At 63.5% G+C, this 25,493-nt stretch carries 23 protein-coding genes and 1 pseudogene; 12 read left to right on the top strand and 12 right to left on the bottom strand.

Annotated elements, in window-relative coordinates; all coding sequences use genetic code 11:
• Positions 1–7: 7 nt before the first annotated feature.
• Positions 8–217: pseudogene (locus AC1Q7H_RS30075) on the top strand (VOC family protein); the annotation flags it as partial.
• Between the two features lie 88 nt (positions 218–305).
• On the opposite strand, the gene AC1Q7H_RS30080 reads toward AC1Q7H_RS30075, so the two are convergent.
• The 7 genes from AC1Q7H_RS30080 to AC1Q7H_RS30110 form a co-directional block, all read right to left on the bottom strand.
• Entirely contained in the window at positions 306–1,952 is a 1,647-nt protein-coding gene (locus AC1Q7H_RS30080; RefSeq protein ID WP_013956804.1) for a fatty acid--CoA ligase, read from the bottom strand.
• 20 nt (positions 1,953–1,972) lie between these two features.
• The gene (locus tag AC1Q7H_RS30085) at positions 1,973–2,821 is read right to left on the bottom strand and encodes a TauD/TfdA dioxygenase family protein (RefSeq protein WP_153955797.1); all 849 of its coding nucleotides are present in this window, start codon (positions 2,819–2,821) and stop codon (positions 1,973–1,975) included.
• A gap of 9 nt (positions 2,822–2,830) precedes the next feature.
• The gene (locus AC1Q7H_RS30090; RefSeq protein WP_035816476.1) at positions 2,831–3,811 is read right to left on the bottom strand and encodes a quinone oxidoreductase family protein; all 981 of its coding nucleotides are present in this window, start codon (positions 3,809–3,811) and stop codon (positions 2,831–2,833) included.
• Positions 3,812–4,775: 964 nt separating this feature from the next.
• Positions 4,776–5,771: a 2-hydroxyacid dehydrogenase gene (locus tag AC1Q7H_RS30095; RefSeq protein WP_153955796.1), complete on the bottom strand. Its 996-nt coding sequence runs from the start codon at positions 5,769–5,771 to the stop codon at positions 4,776–4,778.
• A 52-nt stretch (positions 5,772–5,823) separates the two neighbouring features.
• The gene (locus AC1Q7H_RS30100) at positions 5,824–7,416 is read right to left on the bottom strand and encodes an aspartate:alanine exchanger family transporter (RefSeq protein ID WP_492382092.1); all 1,593 of its coding nucleotides are present in this window, start codon (positions 7,414–7,416) and stop codon (positions 5,824–5,826) included.
• 908 nt (positions 7,417–8,324) lie between these two features.
• Positions 8,325–8,552, bottom strand: coding sequence for a hypothetical protein (locus AC1Q7H_RS30105; RefSeq protein WP_420872233.1), 228 nt, complete (start codon positions 8,550–8,552; stop codon positions 8,325–8,327).
• A gap of 292 nt (positions 8,553–8,844) precedes the next feature.
• The gene (locus tag AC1Q7H_RS30110) at positions 8,845–10,104 is read right to left on the bottom strand and encodes a PAS domain-containing protein (RefSeq protein WP_211979742.1); all 1,260 of its coding nucleotides are present in this window, start codon (positions 10,102–10,104) and stop codon (positions 8,845–8,847) included.
• A gap of 304 nt (positions 10,105–10,408) precedes the next feature.
• Between AC1Q7H_RS30110 and bufB the strand changes: the two genes are divergently transcribed.
• Together bufB and AC1Q7H_RS30120 are read left to right on the top strand one after the other, a co-directional pair.
• Positions 10,409–11,269 carry an MNIO family bufferin maturase gene (gene bufB / locus AC1Q7H_RS30115; RefSeq protein ID WP_153955792.1) on the top strand — a complete coding sequence of 287 codons (861 nt, stop codon included), beginning with the start codon at positions 10,409–10,411 and terminating at the stop codon, positions 11,267–11,269.
• The gene (locus AC1Q7H_RS30120) at positions 11,253–12,059 is read left to right on the top strand and encodes an HvfC/BufC N-terminal domain-containing protein (RefSeq protein ID WP_492382093.1); all 807 of its coding nucleotides are present in this window, start codon (positions 11,253–11,255) and stop codon (positions 12,057–12,059) included. Before bufB ends, AC1Q7H_RS30120 begins: the two co-directional genes overlap by 17 nt.
• Here AC1Q7H_RS30120 and AC1Q7H_RS30125 read toward each other — a convergent pair.
• Positions 12,034–13,086 carry a sensor histidine kinase gene (locus AC1Q7H_RS30125; RefSeq protein WP_153955790.1) on the bottom strand — a complete coding sequence of 351 codons (1,053 nt, stop codon included), beginning with the start codon at positions 13,084–13,086 and terminating at the stop codon, positions 12,034–12,036. The two genes, AC1Q7H_RS30120 and AC1Q7H_RS30125, sit on opposite strands and share 26 nt — an antisense overlap.
• 34 nt (positions 13,087–13,120) lie before the next feature.
• Positions 13,121–13,819, bottom strand: coding sequence for a response regulator transcription factor (locus tag AC1Q7H_RS30130; protein WP_211979741.1), 699 nt, complete (start codon positions 13,817–13,819; stop codon positions 13,121–13,123).
• A 36-nt stretch (positions 13,820–13,855) separates the two neighbouring features.
• Here AC1Q7H_RS30130 and AC1Q7H_RS30135 point away from each other — a divergent pair, with 36 nt between their 5' ends.
• From AC1Q7H_RS30135 to AC1Q7H_RS30170, 8 genes are all read left to right on the top strand, one after another.
• The gene (locus AC1Q7H_RS30135; protein WP_249221175.1) at positions 13,856–14,419 is read left to right on the top strand and encodes a BufA1 family periplasmic bufferin-type metallophore; all 564 of its coding nucleotides are present in this window, start codon (positions 13,856–13,858) and stop codon (positions 14,417–14,419) included.
• Positions 14,420–14,513: 94 nt separating this feature from the next.
• Complete coding sequence (locus AC1Q7H_RS30140) at positions 14,514–15,023, top strand: DoxX family protein (protein WP_211979740.1); 510 nt, start codon at positions 14,514–14,516, stop codon at positions 15,021–15,023.
• A 42-nt stretch (positions 15,024–15,065) separates the two neighbouring features.
• Positions 15,066–16,490: an NAD(P)/FAD-dependent oxidoreductase gene (locus tag AC1Q7H_RS30145; RefSeq protein ID WP_153955788.1), complete on the top strand. Its 1,425-nt coding sequence runs from the start codon at positions 15,066–15,068 to the stop codon at positions 16,488–16,490.
• Positions 16,483–17,265 carry a 3-hydroxybutyrate dehydrogenase gene (locus AC1Q7H_RS30150; RefSeq protein WP_305852182.1) on the top strand — a complete coding sequence of 261 codons (783 nt, stop codon included), beginning with the start codon at positions 16,483–16,485 and terminating at the stop codon, positions 17,263–17,265. The genes AC1Q7H_RS30145 and AC1Q7H_RS30150 overlap by 8 nt, the downstream gene beginning before the upstream one ends.
• Positions 17,266–17,275: 10 nt before the next feature.
• Positions 17,276–18,337 (top strand): patatin-like phospholipase family protein, encoded by a 1,062-nt coding sequence (locus AC1Q7H_RS30155; RefSeq protein WP_492382094.1) that lies wholly within the window; start codon positions 17,276–17,278, stop codon positions 18,335–18,337.
• Positions 18,338–18,392: 55 nt separating this feature from the next.
• Positions 18,393–19,409 (top strand): YeeE/YedE thiosulfate transporter family protein, encoded by a 1,017-nt coding sequence (locus AC1Q7H_RS30160; RefSeq protein ID WP_153955786.1) that lies wholly within the window; start codon positions 18,393–18,395, stop codon positions 19,407–19,409.
• Positions 19,410–19,464: 55 nt separating this feature from the next.
• Positions 19,465–19,752, top strand: coding sequence for a BufA1 family periplasmic bufferin-type metallophore (locus AC1Q7H_RS30165; RefSeq protein WP_153955785.1), 288 nt, complete (start codon positions 19,465–19,467; stop codon positions 19,750–19,752).
• Between the two features lie 22 nt (positions 19,753–19,774).
• Positions 19,775–21,193 (top strand): adenylate/guanylate cyclase domain-containing protein, encoded by a 1,419-nt coding sequence (locus tag AC1Q7H_RS30170; RefSeq protein WP_211979739.1) that lies wholly within the window; start codon positions 19,775–19,777, stop codon positions 21,191–21,193.
• A gap of 238 nt (positions 21,194–21,431) precedes the next feature.
• Here the strand turns inward: AC1Q7H_RS30170 and AC1Q7H_RS30175 are convergent, their stop codons facing one another.
• Together AC1Q7H_RS30175 and AC1Q7H_RS30180 are read right to left on the bottom strand one after the other, a co-directional pair.
• Positions 21,432–21,779, bottom strand: a complete 348-nt coding sequence (locus tag AC1Q7H_RS30175) for a cupredoxin domain-containing protein (protein WP_153955783.1) — start codon at positions 21,777–21,779, stop codon at positions 21,432–21,434.
• A gap of 36 nt (positions 21,780–21,815) precedes the next feature.
• A complete protein-coding gene (locus AC1Q7H_RS30180; RefSeq protein WP_153955782.1) occupies positions 21,816–22,760 on the bottom strand; it encodes a metallophosphoesterase family protein in 945 nt (314 codons plus the stop codon).
• A 360-nt stretch (positions 22,761–23,120) separates the two neighbouring features.
• On the opposite strand from AC1Q7H_RS30180, the gene AC1Q7H_RS30185 reads away from it, so the two are divergent.
• Complete coding sequence (locus AC1Q7H_RS30185) at positions 23,121–24,818, top strand: adenylate/guanylate cyclase domain-containing protein (protein ID WP_492382095.1); 1,698 nt, start codon at positions 23,121–23,123, stop codon at positions 24,816–24,818.
• A gap of 322 nt (positions 24,819–25,140) precedes the next feature.
• Here the strand turns inward: AC1Q7H_RS30185 and AC1Q7H_RS30190 are convergent, their stop codons facing one another.
• On the bottom strand, positions 25,141–25,368 hold the full coding sequence (locus AC1Q7H_RS30190) for a hypothetical protein (RefSeq protein ID WP_013956791.1): 228 nt from the start codon (positions 25,366–25,368) through the stop codon (positions 25,141–25,143).
• Between the last annotated feature and the right edge of the window lie 125 nt (positions 25,369–25,493).

Consider the following 25,493-nt stretch of genomic DNA (forward strand, 5'->3'; position numbering starts at 1 on the left):
CCCTCCCGAGGAAAAGCCGGCGCATCTTCACCTGGCGTTCGCGGCCGAGACTCGGCAGCAAGTCGAAGCTTTCTATCGCGCGGCTCTGGAGGCGGGTGGCAAGGACAACGGTGCGCCTGGCCTGCGACCGCACTACCACGCAAACTACTATGCAGCGGTCGTCATTGGTCCGGACGGGCACAACATCGAAGTAGTCTGCCACCAACCCGAGGCCTAGCCCCTCATGTCAAACACCGATCGGCGATAAAGCAAAAAAAAGCGGCAGTCCCCGCCCGAGGACTGCCGCGAATTCCCTTTACTACCCTTCAGGCTGCGTCTTCGCGCAGCTGCTTCTTGTTGATCTTGCCGACACTGGTCTTCGGGATCGCTTCAATGAAGGTGATGCGCTCGGCCTCCGGTACGGCATACTTGCTGATCCGGCGCGAATCCGCGTGCGCCATCAGCTGGTCGCGGATCTGCTCGGCCTTGACTTCGGCGCCCGCCTTGCGCACCACGAAGGCCATCGGCCGCTCGCCCCACTTCGCATCTGGCACGCCGATCACGGCGCATTCCTGCACCCCCGGCACCTCCGTGATCAGGTTCTCCACTTCAATGGAAGACACCCATTCGCCGCCAGTCTTGATGACGTCCTTGATACGGTCGACGATCTGCACGAAGCCGTCCTCGCCCATCACCGCGACATCCTGGGTATGCAGGAAGCCGCCCGACCACAGGTCTTCCGACGCTTGCGGCTTGCCGAAATAGCCCTTGGTCAGGAACGGCGCGCGCAGCACGATCTCGCCGCGGCTCTTGCCGTCGCGCGGCAAGTCCTGCATGTCTTCGCTGACAATGCGGTAGTCCACCAGCGTCACCGGGCGGCCGGTCGAGCAGCGCATGCGGACTTCCTCGGCGCGGTCCCTGGGCGTACAACCCGGCGGAATCTGGGCCAGCGACACGATCGGGCCGGTCTCGGACATGCCGTAGCCGGCAAAGATGTCGATGCCCCGCGCCAGCGCCGCCTCGCACAGCGCGGGCGGCAGCGCCGAGCCGCCGATGATGATCTTCCAACCCGACAGGTCCTGCGCGCTGCCCTGCGCGGACTGCAGCAGCATCTGCAGGATGGTCGGCACGCAGTGCGAGAAGGTGACTTTCTCGGTCTCGCGCAGCTTCAGCAGCGCATCTGGGGCGTAGCGGCCCGGCAGTACGGTACGCAGGCCCAGCATCATGGCAATGTACGGGATGCCCCATGCCAGCACGTGGAACATCGGCGTGATCGGCATATAGACGTCTTCACGATGCATGCGCTGGCCCTCGCGCGGCGAACACAGGCTGGTTGCCGATGCCAGCGTGTGCAGCACGATCTCGCGGTGGCTGTAGCAGACGCCCTTGGGATCGCCGGTGGTGCCGGTGGTGTAGAAGGTCGCGGCCTTGGTGTTCTCGTCGAAGTCCCTGAACTCGAAGTCGGGCGACGCGTCGTCGAGCAGCGCCTCATACTCCCCCGCCAGCGGCAAGGTTAGCGCCGGTGCGTCCTGGCCGTCGGCCATCAGCACGAAGCGCGGGTTGCAGGTCAGCTCGCCGCGGATCTGCTCGAGCACCGGCGCGAAGTCCGCATGGAACAGTACGACGTCCGCGCCGGCGTCGTTCAGCGTGTACAGGATCTGCTGGGGCGACAGCCGCACGTTCACCGTGAACAGCGTCGCGCCCATCATGGGTACGCCGAAGTAGCACTCCAGGTAGCGATGGCTGTCCCAGTCCATCACCGCCACGGTGGTCCCGTGGCCGGCACCGAGCGCGGTGAGCGCCGAGGCCAGCTGGCCGATGCGGCCGCGGAAATCGCGGAAGGTGTAGCGCATCTGGCCGCGGTAGCTGATCTCCTGGTCGCCGTAGAGACTGACCGAGTTGATCAGGAGCTGCTTGACCAGCAGCGGGTAAGCGTAGGCCGACTGTGCGGCCGTAATCAGGTTGTCTTGCATTGCTTGTCCTGCCTTGTCCATCAGTACGGCTTGCTGCCGATAATGCCCGCGCGCTCCATCTTGCGGTGGCAAGGCGGATAGTCCATCACGGCGTAGTGCTGGGTGGCGGTGTTGTCCCAGATCGCCACGCAGTTGGGTTCCCAGCGCCAGCGCACCTGGTATTCGGGGATATACGCCTGGCTGACCAGGTAGCGCAGCAGGTCGCCCGCGCCCGGATTGGCGTCCTGGCCGGAGCGCACCCGCCCAGGCGTGTGGTAGTTGGTGAAATGCGTGGTGAAGGCGTTCACATAGAGGATCTTCTCGCCGGTATCCGGGTGCGTGCGCACCACCGGGTGTTCCGCGTCGGGATACTGGGCCTTCAGCGCCAGGCGCTTCTCGATCGGCATCGCCGCACCAAAAGAGGCCTCGATGCTGTGGCGCGCGCGCAGGTCGGCGATCTGCTCCTTGATGTACGCAGGCAGGCGCTCATAGGCAAGTGCCATATTGGCCCACATAGTGTCGCCGCCAACTGGCGGGCATTCCACGCAGCGCAGCACGGCGCCGAACTGCGGGGCTTCGCGCCAGGTGGCATCGGAGTGCCAGGCGTTCTCGTAGCGGTCGTTGGGCTGGTCCGGGGTCTTGTAGATGCGGACCAGGCCCGGGTGCTCGGGATCGCTGCCGGCGACGGGATGGTCTTCCAGCTCGCCAAAGCGCCGGGCAAAGGCGACATGTTCGGCGCGGCTGAACTGCTGGTTGCGCAGGAACAGAACGCGGTGCTCCAGCAGCAAGGCGCGGATCTCGGCAAACAGGCCGTCGTCGCGAATCGCATCGGCTAGGTCGACACCACTCAGTTCGGCGCCAAGCGCGCAGGTAGTTTGTTGGACTTGCATGGCGTTGCCTCAGATGACGAAGATCGAAGAGCCTGTGGTCTTGCGCGACTCCAGGTCTTGGTGTGCCTGCACCGCATCTTCCAGGGCATAGCGCTGGTTGATCTCGATGCGGATACGGCCCGCGCCGACGTGATCGAACAGTTCGCCGGCCAGTTCGGCCTTTTCGGCCGGGTCGGCGATGTAGTCCGCCAGCGCAGGACGTGTCAGGAACAACGAGCCCTTCATTGCCAGCAGCACCGGGTCGAACGGAGGAATCGGGCCCGAGGCGGTGCCTACGCATACCATGGTGCCGCGCCGCTTGAGCGAATCCAGCGACGCCATGAAGGTCGACTTGCCCACGCTGTCGAACACCACCGACACGCCGACGCCATCGGTCAGCGCGCGCACCCGCTCCGCCACGTCTTCATGGCTGTAGTTGATGACATGATCGCAGCCGTGCGCCCGCGCCACCTCGGCCTTGGCTTCGGAGGAAACTGTGCCGATCACGGTCAGGCCCAGCAGCTTGGCCCACTGCGAAACGATCAGACCCACGCCACCGGCCGCGGCGTGCAGCAGGATGCTGTCGCCTGCCTTGAAGGCGTGGATGCGGCGCATCAGGTAAGCCGAGGTCAGCCCGCGCATGGTCATGGCCGCCGCGGTCTCGAAGCTGATCGTCTCAGGCAGGCGGATCAGCGCTGCGGCGGGCACCAGGCGCGAGGTGCTGTACGCGCCCAGGGTATTGATGAAGCCGGTATAGGTCACGCGATCGCCGACGGCAACATTGGTGACGTCCGGGCCGATCGCCTGCACCACGCCAGCCGCTTCCACGCCCATGCCCGAGGGCAGCGGCACGCGGTAAGTCCCGTTGCGGAAATACGTATCTGCATAGTTCAGGCCAACCGCCACGTGGCGGATGCGTACTTGGCCGGGGCCGGGGTCGCCCACTTCAGTGCTTTCATAGCGCAGCACTTCCGGCCCGCCGATCTCGTACATCCGGACAATTTTTTCCACAGCTTTAGTCTCCTGGGTCAAGGGCGGCGCGAGGTGCGCCGCGTATGGAGACCAATGTAGAACCGGGCGCGTGCCGGCGCTTTGCAACAGATTCCATCGACTTTGCATTTCATGCCAAGCGCTACAGAAGCCGTGGCCAGAGCCCGGGTCTTACGCTGCCACGGATCGCCTGATGCGCTTTCCCATGATTTGCGCAGTCGGCCCACCGTGGAACTGGCCGCTGCCTTCGTACACAGAGCCTTTCACCATGCTGCGCAGTTCTACCGTTCCCCCGTCGACCAGCAAGTCGCCGGCAATCATTCCGGAGATAACTGCCCTGCCGCGCACAATGACATTGCCGCCGCCGCACATGCTAGTCATTTCGAGGCTGTGGGTCCTTTTCGACGGTGATCTGCCCCGTGGATGTTTCGCAACCGCAATAGCGCTACAAGATGGCAAGCCGACCCCGGAGTGGCAAGAATATTTCTAGACATCGCCTTACCCCACGCGGCCACTGTCATGCTGAACAGGCCAGCACCGATTCGTGGGATGGAGCAAGCGGCCGCACGCTGCCAGGGCGCCGCTTCGAGCAGCACGTCCTGGTACTGCGACCGTTATCCCCAGCTCGACTTGCTCGTCACCAGCGGCGACCCGGCTGGTCGACCTGCTGGGCGATGGGATCTACCGCGAGGTGCGCGCGGGCATCCGCGCGATTCGTCTCTGGTGGTCAGCGGTTGGCGGATGTGCCGGAGGTGCTGTGTGCCAGTCCCGATTCGCTAGCCGCGCACGGAACGCTGCACGATCCGTGCTGGCCGGCTGGTCGCAGTTGTTGGCGCCGTGGCGGTGGCCAGATTTGCCGGTGGTGCTGTATTCGTTCTCCCGGCATCTGGCGTCTCGAGTGCGCGCGATCGTGGATTGGGCGGCGGGCTTTTCGGGGAGCGGTTTAAGCCATTAGCGGGGCGCGACATGAGGCCGACAGCCGTGTTCAACTGGCGCCGACTTCGTTCGTGAGCGACTTGCCGCTTTCGAACTCCGTCACGCTGCGCAAGGTTGTTTCGCAAATGGTCGTCACGGCCTCGCGCGTGAGGAAGGCTTGGTGCCCGGTCACGATCACGTTAGGAAAGGTGATTAGCTGCTGCAGCACGGAGTCGTCGACGATGGTGCCGGACAGGTCGCGGAAGAACAGGTCCGCCTCCTGCTCGTACACGTCGATCGCCAGCCCGCCGAGTTGCCCGCTCCTGAGCGCTTCGATGACTGCTTCCGTGTCGATCAGCCCGCCGCGGCTAGTGTTGATGAGCAAGGCTCCCGGCTTGGCGCGCGACAGCGTTTCGGCGTTGATGATGTGATAGGTCTCGGGCGTGAGCGGGCAGTGCAGCGAGATGCAGTCCGCGCTTGCGCCGATTTCTCCCTCGTACGCGTAGCGTCCACCAAGGGCCTCGAATTCCGGGGACGGGTACTTGTCGTAGCCGATCACGTTGCAACCGAACCCGACCATGATTTTCGCAAACACGCGCCCGATCTTGCCGGTGCCGATCACGGCCACGGTCTTGCCGCACAGGTCGAAGCCCATCAGGCCTTCAAGCGAGAAATTGAAGTCCCGCGTGCGGTTGTAGGCTCGGTGGATCTTGCGGTTGACCGCCATCAGCAGGGCCGCCGCGTGCTCGGCGACCGCGTTGGGCGAGTAGTCGACAACGCGCACTACCTTGATCCCGAGCGCCTGCGCGGCTTTCAGGTCGACGTTGTTGAACCCCGTGCAGCGCAGCGCGACCAGCTTGGTGCCGCCGCGTCCGAGCGCTTCCAGCACGGTCGCATCGGCCCGGTCATTGACGAAGATGCACACTGCGCCGTGGCCCGCGGCGAGGCCCACCGTCTCACTGTCCAAGGGAACTTCGAAGTACTTGAGCTGATGGCCTTCGGCCGCATTCGCGGCATCGAGATGTTGACGATCGTAGGACTTTGCGCTGAAAACGGCGATTTCCATGATGTGTCTCCGCGGCGAATCGCATGGCGCGCTTCGCCCAGGTTGCCCTGCACTATCCGCCAGCCAGTGTGGCGGCGACCTGTACGAACAGGATTTTCACGATGGTCATTGACGGGAAGATCATCGAGTAGCCGAGGTCGGGCCGGTCGGTGGGCGCGACGCGGTTGGCAAAGGCAAGGATGGCGGGATTGCCGGTCGCGCCGCAGATCACGCCCACCGCCAGGTCGAACGGCAGCCTGAAGACCCAGAGGCAGAAGATCGCAGTAATCAGCAGCAGCGCAAGCAGAATCACCACGCCATAGATCAGGAAGGACACCCCGGTCACGCCGATGGTGGCGAAGAACTTCGGCCCGGATGCAATGCCTACCTGTGCGAGGAAGATGGTCAGCCCGAAGTTGCGCAGGACCAGGTTGGCCGACAGCGGCATGGTCCAGACGAACGGCCCGAGACGGCGCACCCGGCCGAGCACGAGCGCGACCAGCAGCAGCGCGGCGAGCCCCAGCGCCAGCGTGCCGACGCCGGGAATCGGCACCGGGATCAGCCCCACCAGCAGCCCGAGGGCCGCGCCGATGCCGATCGAGATAAAGCTCAGTTCGGCGGTGCCCTTGATGGAGTCGCCAAACAGCGCGCGAATCGGCTTCATGTGGGCGCGATTGACCAGCAGGCCGACGCGGTCACCGAACTCGAGGGTGAGGTCATCGCGGGGCATCAGGTCCGCATCGCCGCGCCGCACATGGGCGATCGAGCAGACCATGCCTTCGGGAAAACGGATATCGCGCAGCGTGTGCCCGACCACGAGCCGGCTTGAGGCGAACACGCGCATATAGTCCAGGTCTTCGCGATGGCTCGTCATGCGGCCCGGCTGCAGTTCCCCGCACAGCGAGGTGGCTTCACGCAGCACGGCCGGGTCGGTGGCGGTCGCGAGCAGCACGTCGTTGGCCTGCAGGACTAGGTCGTCGGCGGACGGGTGGTTGTGGTGGGCGCGACGCACGGCGGCAATCGCCACCCCGTCCGGTAGGCGCGCTACCATCTCCGACAGCCGCACGCCGATAAACGCCGGGTTTGTCAGCGCAATCTCGGCGGTCTCAATCAGCTTTGGTGGCGGCCGCACGATATTCGGCTTGAGCAGCGCGGTGAGGGCATACAGAAACAGGATCGGCCCTGCCACGCCGACCGGGTACGCGACGCTGTAGCCCACCGCGGCGCCGTCGCTCTTCATCGCCGCCATCGCGGCCTGCAGGCTTGCCGTACTGGTGCCCGCGCCGGCGAACATGCCTAGCGACTCGTCGAGCTTTACGCCGACCAGCGGCACCAACGCAACCGCGACCAGTCCGGAGCCAACCACGCCAAGGACCGCAGCGGCGTTGGCCTTGATGCCATCTGGGCTGGTCAGACCCTTAAAAAACTGCTCCCCGTACTGGATCCCAATGCCATAGAGAAAGAGCAGCAGCCCTAGGGTGCCAAGGATGGCAGGCGGCGCGGACTTCGGCGCGAACCCGCCGATCGCCAGCCCCACGAACAGCACCGCGCCCGAACCGAGCGACACGCCCTTGATATTGATCTCGCCGATGACATAGCCAAGTGCAACCGTGAGGAACAGCGTGAGCAGCGGCTGGGTTTCGAGCAATGTCCGGACTGCATCCATGGCAGCTCCTTTCTGATGGGCAGGAGCAAGGCGGCAGCGATAAGCAACTGCGCAGGGTCACGCGCGCACTGCGCGGACGGGGTTGACAGCCCTTGTTCCGGGCATGCGTTATCGAGTGCGGCTTGTATGAACCCGATCATCGTGACAGGCACCGGCCGGCACGGCCGGCAACCACCGGAATGCCCCTCGAAAATATACGATGCGCCGCACGAATTCAAGAATTGAAGCGGCGCGGCAGCGGGGCTACCAAACTTCCCAACTCTGCCAAACCTGCAATCGGCCCTCCGTCAGCCTGCGGCGGGACGCGCGAGCGGGTCGCTTCGGGCACCGCCGGGCTGACCGGCAGCATCATCCCGATCCGCATCGCGTGGGGTCCCACCTGGGCGAACAAGCGGCCGCCGTGCTGGTGGCGGTGTGGGCTGGAAGCCCGTGGCTTTGATGGTGCCGGAGACCCTTTTCCTGGCGGTGCTGTTCTATGGAATGTTGGTCTGGATGCGTTCCTAGGCTCGATTGGTTAGCGCGCGGTTGGCCGCAGCATGTGGGCGAAAGCGAGGCCGGCGCTGCCGTAAGGCGGAGACAGGGCTTGGCAGAAGATTTGTGTTTAGAGGTGCCAACCGCCTGGTTGACCGCTTCTACCGTGCCGACGGGGCGCGCAGCGACAGCCCGGCAGAGCCTCGGGCTTGGGCTGGCCATCGTCAAGGGCGTCGTCTGCTCACGGCCTCGACAGGCATCAACAGCAACACACTGGCCATGTGCGCGACGGCGTCGTCAAACGCGCCTTCCTGTACCCGATGCACCGTGGCCTTCAAAATGGAACACCCCCGCAAAGGGATCCTTCGGGGGGCTCGCAAATGGTCGCAAAGAGGGCGCGCCCATCACTTGGGGTACTTCTTCAAGTCAGTCGGCAATTACCTTTGTGAGCTCTCTTCGATGTACCCATCGCGGTTGGTGATTCTCGCGCCATCCATAAACACATCCCGCCTTTCGGTAATAGCTCTACCACCATCGGTATAGGGGTCTCGCGGCCCCATCACAGCGCCATCGGTATAAATATCCCGCATCCCGATGGCAGCATTGGCGACACCGGCACTGAGCGCGGCACCGGCCGCAACGAGCAATACGACTTTCTTGAGCATTTCCATCTCCTTGTCACGCGCCTCGACATGGTCATGACGGGGCCATCACGGGTTTCGTCTCGGACAGACTGACGCGCTGTCCTTGGTCCGTAGTGTGTGCAACAGAACTCACGCTTCCATCCGCCAAAGTTCAAATTTTCGTCACGGCGCACCATCGCGCCGGCAAGAGTCGACCGGTGATGCCTTTGGTGGCTTGGTCGCGCTCAGCCCCATGCGGGCAAGAACGCCGTATCGGGCGGAGATGTTAAGTAGCTGCGTGCCGGCGCTGTGTATCACGCCGCTGGTCACGGCACTACCCGGCGCCGGACGCTGCCTGCGCTCGCGTCAGGTGTTCGAGAACGGCCTTACGCTCGATCTCGGCGGCGGCGCGCGCGGTAAAGATGCGGTACACGTAATCCATCAAGACTTCTTCCTCTTTCATCTTTCGAATATTGAGGAAGGCCATATGCCCGATCACCTTGCCCCGGCTGTCTTGGATCGGCAAGCCGTAATAGCATTCAAAGCCCTGCTCCCGCGGAAACAGATTGCCAATCCCTTCCGGATAGAACACCGGCGCGCCGTGCTCGAAAACGGCTTCGCAAGGCGTACCGGCCAGGTCATATTCGACGTTGTCGCGAAAGTCGTCCTTGAACCAGAAGGCCAGCGTGTGGACCCGCCGTGGTGGCCACCCCGTACATTCAGTGACGAAGGCGCAGGGGACGTCCAGCGCGGCGGCGAAGTGGCGCACCAGGGCGCGAAAGAATTCGTCGCCACACGTGCCGGCGGTGCCTTCGACGATGTGCCTGAGAATGTCCTCGACGCGCTTGATCCGGGTCACATCGGTATCCAGGCCGACCAGCCGCAATGCCTTGCCGTTGGCATGGCGAATGGCGCTGCCCAGGGAATTGACCCACCGATACTGTCCGTCTTTGTGCAGTAATCGGCACTGTTGTTGATAACGCGGGCTGGCCCCTTCGATATGCCGTGCCAACGCTTGCTCGACGGCCAGCAAATCGGCGGGATGCACCCGTTCCTTCCAGGCCTGCAGGCTGTCCGGGATTTCGTTTTCTTCAAAGCCGAGCATGGCCTTCCAGCGTTGCGACAGGTGGAATTGGTTGGTCTGGAAATTCCATTCCCACAGGCCGTCATCGGCGCTGCGCATGGCCAAGGCATAGCGCTCTTCGCTGGAACGCAGCGCGATTTCCTGCTGTTGGCGCTGTTCCACCGACAACGCCAGCGCGCTTTGCGAGGACTCTGCGCGGGCACGCAGGTCCATGACGAGCTGGCGAATCTGATGAAATTCATTGGGTGTGCCGCGGCCGATGCCATCATCGCGTGTGGCCTCGGACGCGGCACAGTTGCGCAGCAGCGCGCCGAGCGGACGTCCCAAGTAGACGTGAATGGCAAGTGCGAGGACGCCGAGCAGCAGCGCCAGCCCGATTGCCGCAACCAGTGCGATGCCAGTGCGTGTGCCGGGTGGGCCGGCGCCAGGCACCCAGCCAAGCAAGAGGTAGCCAATCAGCACTACGCTGATCAACGCCGGCGGCAGCAGCAGCTTTCCTCTCAGGCGCATCTTGATATCCTTTCCGGTTCCGCCCCCGTCCGTGCAGACTCGTATCCCAACAAAATGGCCTTTGCCTTACACCTTGCCCAGCCACTGTCGAGGAATGCCGCGTCTGTGCCACCCACGCGTGACATGCCGGCGCGAGCCCTTCCTAACATAGCCCACGATCCCGCCACCAACCAGTGCCGCGGAAACACGCCCTCGCCTGCCCATTGGCGCTAATCGACGGATTTAATTGAACGCCGCGTGAGAGTTTCGTGATCTTTGTCGGCCAGAGTGACACTGAGTGAAATCGCCACCGACAGGACCTCCGATGCCAACCACCAGCCTCCACCCGAATCTGGGAGCCCCCGTCCCGTCCGGCGCCGGGATCGGCTTGCGCGCGCCACACTATCGGCAGGTCCTGACGGAAACACCGCCCACAGGATGGTTCGAAGTCCATAGTGAAAACTACTTCGGTGATGGCGGTCAGCCCCTTCACTACCTCGCGCAGGTACGGGCTACCTACCCGCTGAGCCTGCACGGGGTCGGCCTGTGCCTGGGCGCTACGGACCGGCCGGATCGCGCACACCTGCAGCGTCTGGCTGCACTGATCCGGCGCTTCCAGCCAGGGCTGGTATCCGAACACCTGAGTTGGGGCCGCATCGGAGGCCGCTACCTTAACGACCTGCTGCCCCTGCCCTACACCGAGGAGTCGCTCGCCATCGTGTGCGGGCACGTGGCGGAAGTACAAGACTACCTGCAACAGCAGTTGCTGGTGGAGAACATCACCAGCTATCTCCGGTTCACCCACTCGACGATTCCCGAGCCTGAATTTATCGCGGCGCTGGTGGCGCGAACCGGTTGTGGCATCCTCCTTGACGTCAACAACATCTACGTCAACGCGGTCAACCACGGCACCGATGCATCGGGCTATATCGATGCGATTCCCGTGGGCGCCGTGAACGAGATCCACCTGGCCGGCTTTGACCACAGCGGCGGCATGCTGATCGACACCCATGGCCAGCGTGTGGCGGAGCCGGTATGGAGCCTCTATCGGCATGCGCTCGCCCGCTTTGGCCCGGTTCCCACCCTGATCGAGTGGGATACCGACATTCCCCCGCTCGAGGTACTGCTCGAAGAAGCCCGCAGGGCCGACCAGATGCTGGAGACCGACGATGCCTTCATTGCATGAAATCCAGGGTTGCTTTGCCCGGGCGGTGCTCGAGCAGGACACGGCTGCACTGTCCGACCACATCGTTGGCGGCGCCATTGACGGGCAGCGGTGCCTCGGCATCTATGCCAGCAACGTGCGCCACAACTTGTGCGAGGCCCTGCGCGCCGTATTCCCCGTGATCGAGCGCCTGGTGGGCGAATCTTTCTTCGATGCCACGGCGGCCCGGTATATCCGGGCCTGCCCATCTACCAGTGGCGACATCCAGCGCTTCGGCGAGAGCTTTCCCAACTTCCTCGCGCAATTCGGGCCGGCGGCGGGCTTGCGCTACCTGCCCGATGTGGCGAGGCTCGAATGGCTCATGCATGAGGTGTTCCACGCGGCAGATGCCGAGCCGCTCGCGCTCAACCGCCTGGGCGCGCTCGCCGAGGCCGATGCCGCAGTCCTGCGCCTGACGCTGAACCCAGCCTGCCGCTTGCTCGCGTCGCCGTTTCCTGTACTGCATATCTGGCGGGCCAACCAGCCGGATACAGCCGACGATACCGAGATCGACGTCGACATCGGCGGCGACTGGCTGCTGGTCAGGCGCAGCGGCTTTGTGGTTGAAGTGCAGTCCCTGTCGGTCGGCGAATACACCATGCTCGAGGCACTGGATGGCGGTGCCGCGCTCGAGCCGGCATATCAACAGGCGCTGCAGGCTGCGCACGGCTTCGCGCTGGCCGACTTTATCCAGCGACGCATCCTGGACGCGACCATCATTGACTTCGACGCGTGCGCCGCCTGCCTTATCCCCGCGCCAGGTCGATCGTAAAGGCGGTGCCCTTGCCGAGCGCGCTGCGCACACGGATCTCGCCGCCGTGCAACTGGACTATGCGCCGGCTGATGGCCAGCCCGAGACCGACGTTGCTGCCATTGTCAGACTCCGTCCGCTCCACCCGGTAATAGCGGTCGAACACACCCTGTACCTGGCTCGCGTCTATGCCCTGGCCGGTATCGCGCACGGTCAGTTCGACGCGCTCCCCGGCGGCCTGGACATCGACGCTGATTTCTCCGCCAGCAGGCGTATAGCGCATGGCGTTCTCGATCAGGTTTTCCAGTACCCGCTCGATCATGCCGATATCGGCATTCACTGGCGGGCACCCGGGACCCGATGTCGCCAGCAGGGCCAGTCCGCGCTTGTTTGCCGCCAGAGCAAACTTCTGGACCACGTCCTGCGCCAGTTCCGACAACGGGAAGCTCTCCAGGCGCGGCTGAACCTCCCGCGCTTCCAGCTTGGTCAGGTCAAATAGGTCCTGCACCAGCTTGCCAAGCCGCTCGCAATGCCTGGTGGCCACCTGCAGGTAGCGATTGCGGTCTTCGGGCGTCAGCTCTTCGGCCTTCAGCAGCAGCATTTCCAGGTAACCCTGCATTGATGCGAGCGGCGTACGCAGATCGTGGGAGACATTGGCAAGCAACTCGCGCCGTTGCTGGTCCACCTGTGACAGCTGGGCGAACTGCGTGACGATACGCTCGGACATTTCCTCGAAGGCCGTGCTGAGCTTCTGGATCTCGTCGTCCGCACGGCCGTCTTGCGCCAGTCGCACCGGCGTGGAGAAACCGCCCACCCGGAATGTCTCGATGGCTTCCGACAGCACGCGTAGCCGCACCGTCAACAGCCGAAACACGATCAGCGCCGCCACCAGGCTGAAGGCCACCGTACCGATGATGAGGTCGGTCGCCAGTTCGATCAGGCGCTGCGTCTCGATCATCTTCTGAGAGGCGAGGATCATCAGCGCACCGATGGTAATGAACACCGCCATCAGCACCACCGCCAGTCTCCCGTACAGGGTTTGGAACATGTAGCCCCCTTCCCCCTTCTTTTCTCTTCCCCCGCTACGCGTTGCTGAACTTGTAGCCCACGCCCCATACGGTCTGGATGTACTCTGGCTCGTTGGGGTCGAGCTCGATTTTGGCGCGCAGTCGGTTGATGTGCGAACTTACGGTGTGCTCGTAGCCACTATGGCTATAGCCCCAGACCTGATCCAGCAATTGGGCGCGGCTGAAGACGCGCCCCGGATTGCTGGCAAAGTAGAGGAGCAGCTGGAATTCCTTGGCGGTAAGGCAGATAGGTGCGCCGCGCACGCTCACTTCACGCTTGTCGATATCGATGTGCAGGGCCTTGACCTGCACTGCCCTGGGGCCACCCGATGGCGGGTTGGCCAGGGTGTCGATCAGCCGGAAGATCGCCTTGACCCGCGCGGTCAGCTCCAGGACGCTGAAGGGCTTGGTCAGGTAGTCGTCGGCGCCCATCTCCAGTCCCAGCACCCGGTCCAGTTCAGTAGAGCGTGCCGTGAGCATGAGGATGGGGGTATAGCGCGGTTCTGCACGCAGACGCCGGCAGATTTCCAGCCCGTCGGCACCCGGCAGCATCAGGTCCAGGATGACCAGGTCATAGGGACGGCTCAGTGCCTCTTCCAGTCCCGCCCTGCCATGGTTGATCACTTTCACGTCGCAAGACAGGCCGCTCACCTGCAGCCGTACCAGTTCGGCGATATCTGCGTCGTCCTCGATCACCAGAACCTGGCGCGACATGGCTTTACCTCATCTTGAAACCTGCGGGATATCGGCATGACCGTCCTTGCCGCCCGGTTTGCGGCGTGGGAGCCACTGAACCATTCTAGAACGCATTTCGTGGATGGAAAGCCCTCCGCCGGCGTGGCCATGGCTGCGGCCTGTCACCACCCACGCCGTCGTGAAGAAAATTTGAAATTTGAGCGAAACAAGCGTGAGCTCGCCTTTCCATACTGCAGTCCAGAGACAGGTATCCCTCCTGTCCTGAACCCAACCGAATACGGAGTGTGCATCATGAACAGCGATCAAATCATCCGCGGCGCAATTGCAGGCATGCTGGCACTTGGCATTGCCGGCGCCACCTCCCAGGCCATGGCAGCGGCAGGCAGCAATGAAAAATGCGCGGGCATTGCCAAGGCTGGCAAGAACGACTGCGGCACCAGCAAGAGTTCCTGCGCCGCCACGGCCAAAATGGACCGCGACGCGGAAGCCTGGATCCTGGTTCCCACGGGCACTTGCGAAAAGATTTCAGGAGGCCGCTTGCAGACGTCCGAGTTCGCCAAGCCAGGTGGCAAGAGCGGCGAGCTCAGCCCGGCCGCCAAGGCGGCCCACCCGGCCTGAGCGGCACCCCAGCCCGCAGCGGAACGCCGTGACACGTGGGTCACGGCTGCCCGGACGCGCCCCAAATTCCTGACCGCTTCGTGAGGTAGCCCAAATGAAATGCACCACCCCCTTGTCGTCCGCGCCACTGCATGTTGCCGGCGCAAAGACTTCGCGCGTCATCGCAGCCGGGCAGGCGGCGATCCGTCTACTGGAAATGCTCACTCCCGTGCTCGATCTCGGCATACGGGTACTGATCGGCCTGGTGTTCTTCCAGTCCGGGCTGACCAAGCTCGCCAGCTGGTCAACCACGCTTGCGTTGTTTGAAAGCGAGTACGCCGTACCACTGCTGAGCCCGACCCTGGCCGCCTATCTTGGCACTGCCGCGGAGCTGTGCCTGCCGGTGCTGCTCGTGCTCGGCCTCGGTACGCGGGCGGCCGCGCTTGCCTTGTTCGTCTTCAACATGGTCGCGGTGATCTCGTATCCGGGATTGGGCGAAGTTGGCCTGAAAGACCACCAGTACTGGGGGCTCCTGCTGCTGGTCACGATGCTGCACGGCCCCGGCCGCCTGTCGCTGGACCACCTGATCGACCGCTTCCTGCTGCGCGGCAAGGGCAGCCATTAGCTCGAAAGCCCCAGGCGCCGCGCCAGGGCGAAAGGAACCGTCATGCTTGCAGAGAACAACATCGTCATCATCGGTGGTGGATTCGCCGGCACCACGCTGGCCCAGACGCTGGAGAAGCTACTGCCGATGACTCACCGGCTGATCCTCGTCAGCGACGAAAGCTACACCACCTTCAACCCGATGCTGGCCGAGGTGGTGGGTGCCTCGGTCTTCCCTGAACACGTGATCGTGCCGATCCGCCAGATGCTCAGGCGGACCCAGTTCATCATGGGCACTGTGCAGGACGTCAACTACGCACAGGGCAAGCTGTCCTGCACGACCCTGGCGGGCCTGCGCGAAATTCCCTTCGACCATCTGGTGTTTGCCTTCGGCACCCGTGCGAATCTCGACCTGGTGCCAGGCATGGCCGAGCACGCCCTGCCCCTGAAGCTTGTGGGTGACGCCCTGTTTATCCGCAACCGCGTCCTGCGCCAGCTGGCCCGCATGGAACTGGAGTCGGACCTCGTCCTGCGCCGGCGGCTGGGACATTTCATCGTGGTGGGCGGGGGCTTCTCGGGTGTGGAGGTTGCCGGTGAACTCGCCGATTATCTTTGCAGCATCCGGCGCTTCTACCCGCGCGTGAAGCGCGAAGAGCTGGCGGTGACGCTGCTCCATGACACCGGACAACTGCTTCCCGAGTTGCCCGCCTCGCTTGGCTTGGCCGCGGCACGCCATATGACCGCTCGCGGCATCCGACTCAGGCTCGGTACCCGGGCCGCCCGCTTCGAAGCCGACACGGTGGTGCTGGCTGACGGCGAAACGATCGAGGGGGCAACGGTGATCTGCACCGTCGGCATCAGGCCAAACCCGCTGGTCACCACCCTGGAGCGCAATCTCGCGCTGGCCACCCTGCGCGGACGCATCGAGACCAACCCGGATATGTCAGTGCGCGGCATGCCCGGACTGTGGGCCATCGGCGATTGCGCGCGGGTTGCCAACGCTGCCACCGACGAGGATTCGCTGCCAACCGCGCAGTTCGCCGTGGCCCAGGCGCGCCAGCTTGCCCACAACCTCGCCGGCCACCTCGAACAGCGTGAGAGCAAGCCGTTCTCGTACCAGAGCAAGGGCGCGATGGCCAGCATCGGGCATATGAAGGGCGTTGCCCAGGTCTATGGCTTCAGCTTCTCAGGGTTGCCGGCCTGGCTGGCCTGGCGTGCGGTGTACCTGATGCGCATGCCGACGCTCGGCCGCAAGCTGCGCCTTTGGGCCGAGTGGAGCTGGTCCATGTTTTTCCCGACCGACATCACTCACCTGCGCTTTACACGCACCAGCGAGGCAGACGAGTTGCCACGCGAGACACTGCCACCGCACCGCCCACACGCGCCGGATGCGTCGGCCACCCCCATCGCAGCACCTGACCTTTCGGGGATACCACGGGCGCTCCACGCGACTCCCGCACCCACGCTGACAGGAGATCATCATGCTTGAAGGAAAATCCGCCATCGTCACCGGATCCAGCAGCGGTATCGGGCTCGGCATTGCGCGCGCCTTCGCCGCCCATGGCGCCGACGTCCTGCTGAACGGCTTCGGCGATGCCGACAATATTGAAGCCACGCGTGCGGGACTGGAGCGCGAACATGGCGTGCGCGTGCGCTATTCGCCGGCGGATATGAGCCAGCCTCGCCAGGTTCGAGAAATGGCCGAATTCGCTGCATCTGAGTTCGGCAAGGTTGACGTCATCGTGAACAACGCGGGCGTCCAGCATGTGGCCCCGACCGAAGAGATGCCGGACGACAGGTGGGATGCTATCGTTGCCATCAACCTGTCCTCGGCGTTCCACCTGATCAAGGCCGTCCTGCCCGGCATGAAGGCCAGGCGCTGGGGCCGCATCATCAATATCGCCTCCGCCCACGGCCTGGTGGCCTCGCCGTTCAAGGCGCCGTATGTTGCCGCCAAGCACGGGCTGATCGGGCTGTCCAAGGCTGTGGCGCTGGAGACGGCCGAGTATGGGGTTACCAGCAATACGATCTGCCCCGGCTATGTCAAGACGCCGCTGGTGGAACAGCAGATTGCCGACCAGGCGCGCGCGCACCGGATCTCGGCCGCCGACGTCGTGCGCGATGTCATGCTGGTGCACCAGGCGCGCAAGGAGTTCGTGCGGATTGATGAACTCGCCGCCCTGGCCGTGTTTCTGGCCTCGGACAATTCAGCCTCGATGACCGCCACCGCACTCGCAATGGATGGTGGCTGGACTCAGCACTGAGGAACAAGACATGTCGACCGATCCTGGAATGCAAGATCCCGGCGAAGCTGGCCAAGCCGTAAAGCCGGTCACGCTGGCGCTGCAAGGCGGGGGAGCCCATGGTGCCTTTGCCTGGGGCGTTCTGGACCGTCTGCTCGAAGACGGCCGGCTTGCGATCGAGGGCGTCAGCGCCACCAGCGCCGGCGCGATGAACGCCGCAGTGCTCGCGTACGGCCTGCTTCAGGGTGGGCCGCCACGCGCCCGCACCGCCCTGCACGACTTCTGGCGGGACGTTGCCAGCACCGCGCGCGCCAGCAGCCCGTTCCGCAAACTGCCATGGGAAAACTTGCTGCACAACGGTTACGGGCTCGACTATTCGCCGATGTACCTGCTGACGGACATCATGCTGCGGGTGCTGTCGCCCTACCAGTTCAACCCGCTCAACTTCAACCCGCTGCGCGACGTCCTCGCCCGCCATGTCGACTTTGACGCGCTTAACCAGCACTGCCCGATCCCCCTTTATCTGTGCGCGACCAATGTCGAGACCGGAAAAGTACGCGTGTTCTCGCGCGAAGACATCTGCCTGAAGGCGGTGCTGGCTTCAGCCTGCCTGCCGTTCCTGTTTCGGGCGGTGGAAATCGACGGGGAACACTACTGGGATGGCGGCTATGTCGGTAACCCCGCCATCTTCCCGCTGATCTACAACTGTGGTGCACGGGATGTGGTGATCGTCCATATCAATCCCATCGTGCGCAAGGGCGTGCCGAAGACCGCCGCGGAGATCCTCAATCGGATCAACGAGGTCAGCTTCAACTCCTCGTTGATCCGCGAACTGCGCGCGATCAGCTTCGTCACCAAGCTCATCCAGGATGGCAAGGTCAAACACGGGGAAATGAAGGAAATGCTGATCCACTCGATCCGCTCGGACCAGACCATGATGGCGCTCGGCGTCTCCAGCAAGCTCAACGCCGACTGGGACTTTCTTTGCTACCTGCGCGATCAGGGCAGGGACGAAGCCGGGCGCTGGTTGCAGCAGAACTACACCGCAATCGGTGAACGGTGCAGCGTAGACCTGGACCAGGAATTTCTCTGAACCAACGCAGCGCACACGCGGCCGTCAGCGCGGATTCCTCAAGGAGGAAACGCCCATGAAACTCATGCTGCTGAGCCCCTCCTTTGGCGGCGCCCTGCTTTGCGCCGCCGTGATGGGATTCGCCATCCAGCGCGGCGCAACCTGTGCGGTTGCCGCGGTCCGCGAGATCACGTCATCGCGCAGTTGCAAGCGCCTCCTTGCCATGGCGGAAGCCGCGCTGTACGTAGGTGGCGGGCTGCTGATCGCGCAGCGCTTGGATCTGCTTCCGGCTATGCCATCTGGCTATCCGGTCGATGCCTTGACCGTCCTGGGAGGCGCCCTGCTCGGACTGGGCGCCTTTATCAATGGCGCGTGCGTATTCGGCGCCGTCGCCAGGCTGGGCAGCGGGCAATGGGCGTACGCTGCAACGCCCGTCGGATACTACGTGGGCTGCGTGGGGCTGCTTGCGCTGTGGCCCCAGGCGGAGCGCCCGGTGCTCGCCGCCACTTCGCCGGTGTGGCGCGCTGCGCCGCTGCTGACCGTGCTTTTCCTTCTCTACGTCGGGTGGCGGCTGCTCCGTCCGTGGCTCCGGGTGAGACGAAAATGCGCTTTTGCATCCCTGGGGCAAAGATGGCATGAACGCGCTGGCGCGCGGATCTGGTCGCCGCACCACGCCACTACGGTGATCGGACTCACATTCCTGCTGCTCCTGTTGCTGGCGGGGGCCTGGTCATACACCGAGGTGCTGGCCGAACTGGCGCGTGGCGGCGCCGGCATGTTGCCGGCACGGGCATTGCTGTCGCTGGGCTTGCTCGCCGGTGCTGTCCTTGGCGGGATGAGCGCCGGCCGCCTGGAAGGTACCGGGATTTCCTTTGCGCAATGTCTGCGTTGCTTCATCGGCGGCGCCATCATGGGCTGGGGCAGTCTGCTGATCCCCGGCGGGAACGATGGGCTGCTGCTGGTTGGCATGCCGCTGCTGTGGCCGTATGCGTGGATAGCCTTCGGCACGATGTGCGTCACCATCGCGTTCGCGCAACGGCTCCAGCGTCGGCTTGGCCAGGCCGTTGCGACTCCCGGCGCCCCGCATTCATAGGCAGGGACAACCCGGACCAGTCGTGCTGAACTGCCGACTGCCTGAAGGAGAAAGCATGACCCACCGAATCGGAAACGCCCTGGTGATCGCGAGCGCGCTCGCTGCCGTCGGGCTTGCGATCAGGCAGAACACGCATCTGCTGGCCAGTTCCTCGGCACATTTTGCCCTGGACCGTGAACGGTGCTTCGGCGTGGCCAGGGCAGGCAAGAACGACTGCGGCACCGCACTGCACGCTTGCGCTGGCCGCGCCCGCTACGATGCCGCCGCCGACGAATGGCTGATGCTGCCCGCCGGCACCTGCACGCGGATCGCGGGCGGCAGCCTCAAGTCCGCCGCATCCTGAGCGGCGGCCGCGGGACAGGGCGATGCAAGAGGAAGGACAGATGGTGCCAGCGCCGCACCGGCAGCAATCGCAGCGCATCGCGGCAAGGATCGCGGCGAGACTCGCAGCGAAGCTCTCCGCGTTTGGCCAGGGTATGCAATTGCCGCCACGCGTTCGGCGGGAGTTGGAGCGCGAACAGTACCTGAGTGAGTTGCTGGTGACGTCATTGCAACTGCTGGTGTTGCTCCTGTTCGCGGTCCTGTATCTCGAAACTCCCCCGGGCTTTTCACCCGACGCGCCCATACGCGCGGTACCGCTCGGCATCTCGCTGTTCGCGGTGCTGGCGTTGGTCCGGCTCTACCTTGCCATGACCGGGCAACTGGCCAACTGGATGGTGGGACTGAGCGTGGTGGCCGAAATGGCGGTCCTGATCTTCGTCATCTGGGCCTACCACCTGCAGTACGAGCAACCAGCCCAGATGTACCTGAAAACCACCGAATTCGCCTATATCTTCAGCCTGATCGCCTTGCGTGCCTTGCGCTTCGAACCGCTCTGGGTGGCACTGTCGGGCCTCACGGCGACGTTGGGCTGGCTGCTGTTGCTGCACTACGCGCTGACACACGCGAGCGGCAACCCTATCACCTGGGACTATGTCACCGCATTGCGCTCGACCCAGATTCACTACGGCGCGGAATTGGACAAGCTCCTATCCATCCTGATCGTCAGCGCGGTGCTGGCGTTGGCCTTGGCCAGGGCGCGCGGCTTTGTGGTCAGGGCCGTCAGGGGCCAGCAGGCGGTTGCGGACCTGTCGCTATTCTTTGACGATTCCGTGGCCAATCGAATCACCGACTTCGAAGCAAACATCATGGCCGGCCACGCCGAACTGCGCGACGCGTCGATTGTGTTCCTCGATATGCGCGGCTTCACTCAGGCGGCTGCCATGCTACAGCCATCGGCACTGATCCAGTTGCTGGGTGAATACCAGAGCCTGGTTGTGCCGATTGTCAAAGCGCACGGCGGCAGCATAGACAAGTTCATGGGTGACGGCATCCTTGCCAGCTTTGGCGCGGTCACTGCCGACGATCGCCATGCGGCCAATGCCTTGCACGCCATCGATGCCATCCTAGTAGCGGTCGACCAGTGGCGGGTCCAGCGCCAGTCCAAAAGCCAGCCGGCACCTGACGTCGGCGCCGGGATGGCAAGTGGTCCGGTGCTGTTCGGCATACTTGGGCACGGCAGTCGACTTGAGTACACGGTGATCGGCGACACGGTCAATCTGGCGGCCAAGCTTGAGAAGCAGAACAAGACTCAGGGCACGCGAGGCCTTACCACGCGAGCCAGCTATCAACAGGCTCGCAGGCAGGGCTATCTTGGCGAGAAACACGTCCTTCCTGAGCAGCCTGTCGACGGAGTTAGCGGCACGATCCATCTGGTGGACCTGGCACTGGGATCGGATGCCTGATTGGGTCAGCGTGGCGGCGAGCGCGGCGAGGAACGCCTCAATCGCGTTGACAGGATGACAAATTATTAACTCAGTGTGAGACCCGATTTTTCTACGGCCCGATCAGGGGGCAGCCGCGGACCTGCAATACGCGAGCTCATCAAATATTAACGACTTCCCCGTCCCGCGATAACGATCGCGTCCATCAATCTGAACAGGAGGGGAAGTCATGTGCGGCGCCAAAGCCTGTAGAGCGCACCTACTGGACGCTGATTGTCGCCTTCATATGCGGGTGTATCCCGCAGAAGACCTTGTAGACACCTGGTTTATCGAACCTGAACTTGTACGTGTCGTTCTGATCGAGCGCGCTGGAGTGGAACAGACCGGCGTCGTCGACAACCGTGTGCGGTTCGCCATCGAGATTTTTCCAGGTCACGGTCGAGCCGGCTTTGATCGTGAGCGACATCGGCGAGAACGTGAAGTTCTTCACAACGACGACATTAGTCTGCTGAGCTTGCGCGACGGAGAACTGGAAAACCAATGCCGCCATGAGCATACCGGCCCCGAGGGGGACGACATAGGCGCGGCGAAAGATAGTCGTTAACATGATGCGGGTCCTGGCTGGTGAGCAGTACGTGGCAATTCAGGCGAGCGTTGTGTCGGCAAGCGTCGCTGTGAGCGGGTGGCGCAAGATCTTGATGCTGGTCACGCCAAGCATCTTGGAAAGCTGATCGCGCGGTACCGTCAGCGGCATGGGTCCGGGACCATTGCCGGCCGTCGGTTGCGGATAGGCCGTCGAGCGCGCCGTATGGAAGGTGATATTGCCCTCCACCTTCGACACAATCTGGTGGATATGGCCGTTCAAGACAGTGACCGAGCCGAAGCGCTTCAGATTGCTCATTGCCTCACCGGCATCGCCGGTGCCCCAACCCCACGGTTGGTAGATCGTCCACATTGGCATGTGAGCGAAGACGACGATCGGTGTGCTGGTTGAGCGCTCCTTCAGATCCGCTTTCAGCCATGCGAGTTGGTCGTCGCCCAAGCCCCCCAAACCGTTCGGCTTGAAATGCATCACGTTGACTAGGGCGATGAAGTGCACGCCCCTGTGGTCGAAGCTGTAGTAGCCCCTATTGCCAGAGGCTTGACCAAAACGGTTGAAGTATTCCGTCCCGGGCCCATCGGTCACATCATGCTCGCCAGGTACGGTATGCAACTCGGTGATATTCAGGCCCGACATCAATTGGGCCGCGTGGTCGAACTCTTCCGCCTTGGAAAGATGCGTAATGTCGCCGGTGTGAATCGTCAGCGCCGGCTTGATCGGCATGGCGTTGACGTAGTCGATCGTCTTCTTGAGCGTGCCCGCTACGTCGGGATTGGCTTCCTTATTGAAGCCAATATGGGTGTCGCTGATCTGCAGGAAAAGGGGGACCCCCGCGGCAACTGAAGGGTCCTTCCCTGAGGCGGCAATGGCCAACTCCACCGGCGCGAAAACACCGCCGGCCAAGACAAAGACGGTCCCCGCACCACCAAAGGCGAGACACTTCAACGCGGCGCGGCGCGACGAATCGGATGGAAGATCTGACGACATAATGCCCTCACGATTAAGGTTAGAGAGGTAGATCGCCGGACTATCCGACGGGCCCTCTCGATTGGGTTCAAGTGCTAGACTGTCAAGCCATCCGTTTTATTCCACCGTAAGCACCGCACTGCGTCGGCCCGGAAGCAGGATGCGCACGCAGGTCCGTTATGAAGCGTTCAGCTTGGCCGGCATTGGTAATCGCCCTGTAGTTCATTCCTGCGGCAATCTGGTGGCCGAGGTGACAACTCGCTGCCCGTATAGGTGAAGCACGGCGCACGCATCGTGGCTCGGTCACATGGATGTTGATCGGGTGCGGCTTGTTGCGATGGGTAATCAAGACTGGCGCATCGAGAGCTTGGAGAGTCGAGCATGTCGCGCTTTCCCTATCTTCAACGATTGCGGCCCGCGGGGGTCAGAACGGTCCGGCTGGCCACCGGATTGGTGTTGTTCACTTACGTAGGGACGCACCTCCTGAATCACTCGCTGGGGAATATCTCGCTCGCATGGCTGGAGCGTGATCTGCTTGTGCAGAAGTTCATCTGGCAGGGATGGCTCGGAACGGCCGTGCTGTACAGCGCGCTGGTGATGCATTTCTTCCTGGGTCTGTGGGCTCTATACGAACGGCGCTCGCTGAACTGGACGCCAGGTGAGGTCGCGCAACTCGTCCTCGGCTTGTGCATACCGCCGCTGCTAGCCAACCATGTTGTCAATACGCGGGTCGCCTTTGCCGCGTTCGGCCTGAACAAGGGTTACGCACAGTTGCTGTATTCGTTCTGGATCACCTCACCGTTCTTCGGTCGTGTGCAGCTGATGCTGTTGGTGGTCGCCTGGCTGCACGGGTGTTACGGCATCTGGTTCTGGTTGCGGTTGAAACCATGGTTTGCTGCGTGGCGGAGCGTGCTGCTGAGCATCGCCGTGCTGCTCCCGGTGCTCGCGCTGCTAGGCTTCTTGCAGGGCGGACGGGAAGTGATGGCGCTTGCACAGGATCCCGTCTGGCGCGCGGCGGCGACCCGGCCGACGGTTATCGGAACAGAGCTGCAAAATCTCTGGCTCATCGAGCTGCGCAACGATTTTTTGCTCTTCGCTGGTGGTGCTCTGCTGCTGGTGCTCGCAGCGCGGCTGGTGCGCACGGTGCGGGAGCGCCGGGTTGGGCGCGTCTGCGTGCTGTATCCGGACGGACAAAAGGTATTCGCGCCGCTCGGATTTTCGGTTCTCGAGGCCAGCCGCATGGCCGGCGTTCCCCATGCCAGCACCTGCGGCGGCCGCGCCCGATGCACCTTGTGCCGGGTACGCGTGCTCAGCGATGTGCCGCTGTCCCCGCCGGCCGAGGCAGAGCGGCGTGTTCTAGAGCGGCTGGGAGCGGATTCGCAGACAGTGCGCCTCGCCTGCCAGTTGCGGCCGACCCACGACCTCTCCGTGTGGCCACTGGTGCCACCGGCTGCATCCACGGCCTTCTTGCAACGGCGCCAGTGGGACGTCATGCCGCATGAGCAATTCGCGGCGTTCATGTTCGTGGATATGCGGGATTCCACGAAGCTTGCGGCGGCACAACTACCGTTCGACAGCCTATTCGTGGTCAGTCGCTTCTTGAGTGCAGTCTGCTCCGCAGTAGTCCAGGCAGGCGGCGTGCCAAACCAGTTCCTGGGGGACGCAGTGCTCGCGATCTTTGGCTTAAGCGGCGAGCCGTCCGCCGCCTGTCGTCAGGCGCTAAGCGCGGTGCCGCTGGTGGCATCCAGCATCGACGAACTCAACGTTGCACTCGAGCAGCAACTGCAGACCAGGATCCGGTTTGGCATTGGATTGCACTGCGGCCGGGCGGTAATGGGACAGATTGGTTTTCGCGAGCATGTCGCGTTCACTGCGATTGGTGACCCGTTGAACGTGGCCTCGAGACTTGAGCAGTTGACAAAAGAGCTCGCTTGCGAGGCGATCGTCTCAGAACAGGTCTTCCAGCATGCTGGCGTTTTGGCCGCCGACCTGCCGCAACTTTCCGCACGCCTGCGAGGCCGCGATGAGCCGGTAACTGTCCGCGTGCTGTCCAAGTCGGCACAGATGCCTCGGGCCTGACTGCGCCTCTCCGGCACGGCCGCCCGTGGCGCCGCTGACCGTGACCGGGCAGACGTGCTGCCAGCTAAATTAGGAGCAACATGACTATACCCACCTCCAAGTACGGAGCAGGTCGATGCCTCCTCAGGGTCGCCGCAATCTGGGCACGTCTCGGCACGCACCGCTTCGTCCCCGATGACTTCAGTCGCTCCGCCACAGTACGCTTCATGCGCGATCCGCCGCCCAGGTACAGGCCGCCGTTTTGGAAGAACTGACCGTTCGGCACGCCGCACAGGAACCCACGACAGCGGTTACCGTGCGGCGGCGGCACAAAGGCAGCATTTCAGGCGTGAGCGCCGTCGGTGAACGGATCGCGCGGGTCCGTGACCTTCTCACCGTCCGTGAAGACATCGAATTTGCCTGTCTTCGCGCCGTTGGTGAACGGATCACGAGGCCCGGCAACGTGGGTATTGCAGTCGGCGCAGGTACTGTCGGTGCGACCAGCAAAGGCATAGGATTGGGCTGCGAAGGATGCCAGCGCGGCAGCAGCCAGCGGAATCAGGATTTTCATGACAATCTCCAGATGCGGTAAGTCCAGGGCGCGAGGCACAGAGCGTGTCGCCACGTGGGCTGTGCCCTGGTGCTGCACGACGCTCTGTCTCCGTGGCGATCCAGGATCCCGCGGAAACCAGTGCG

This window comes from Cupriavidus sp. GW823-FHT06D04 (assembly GCF_058795055.1).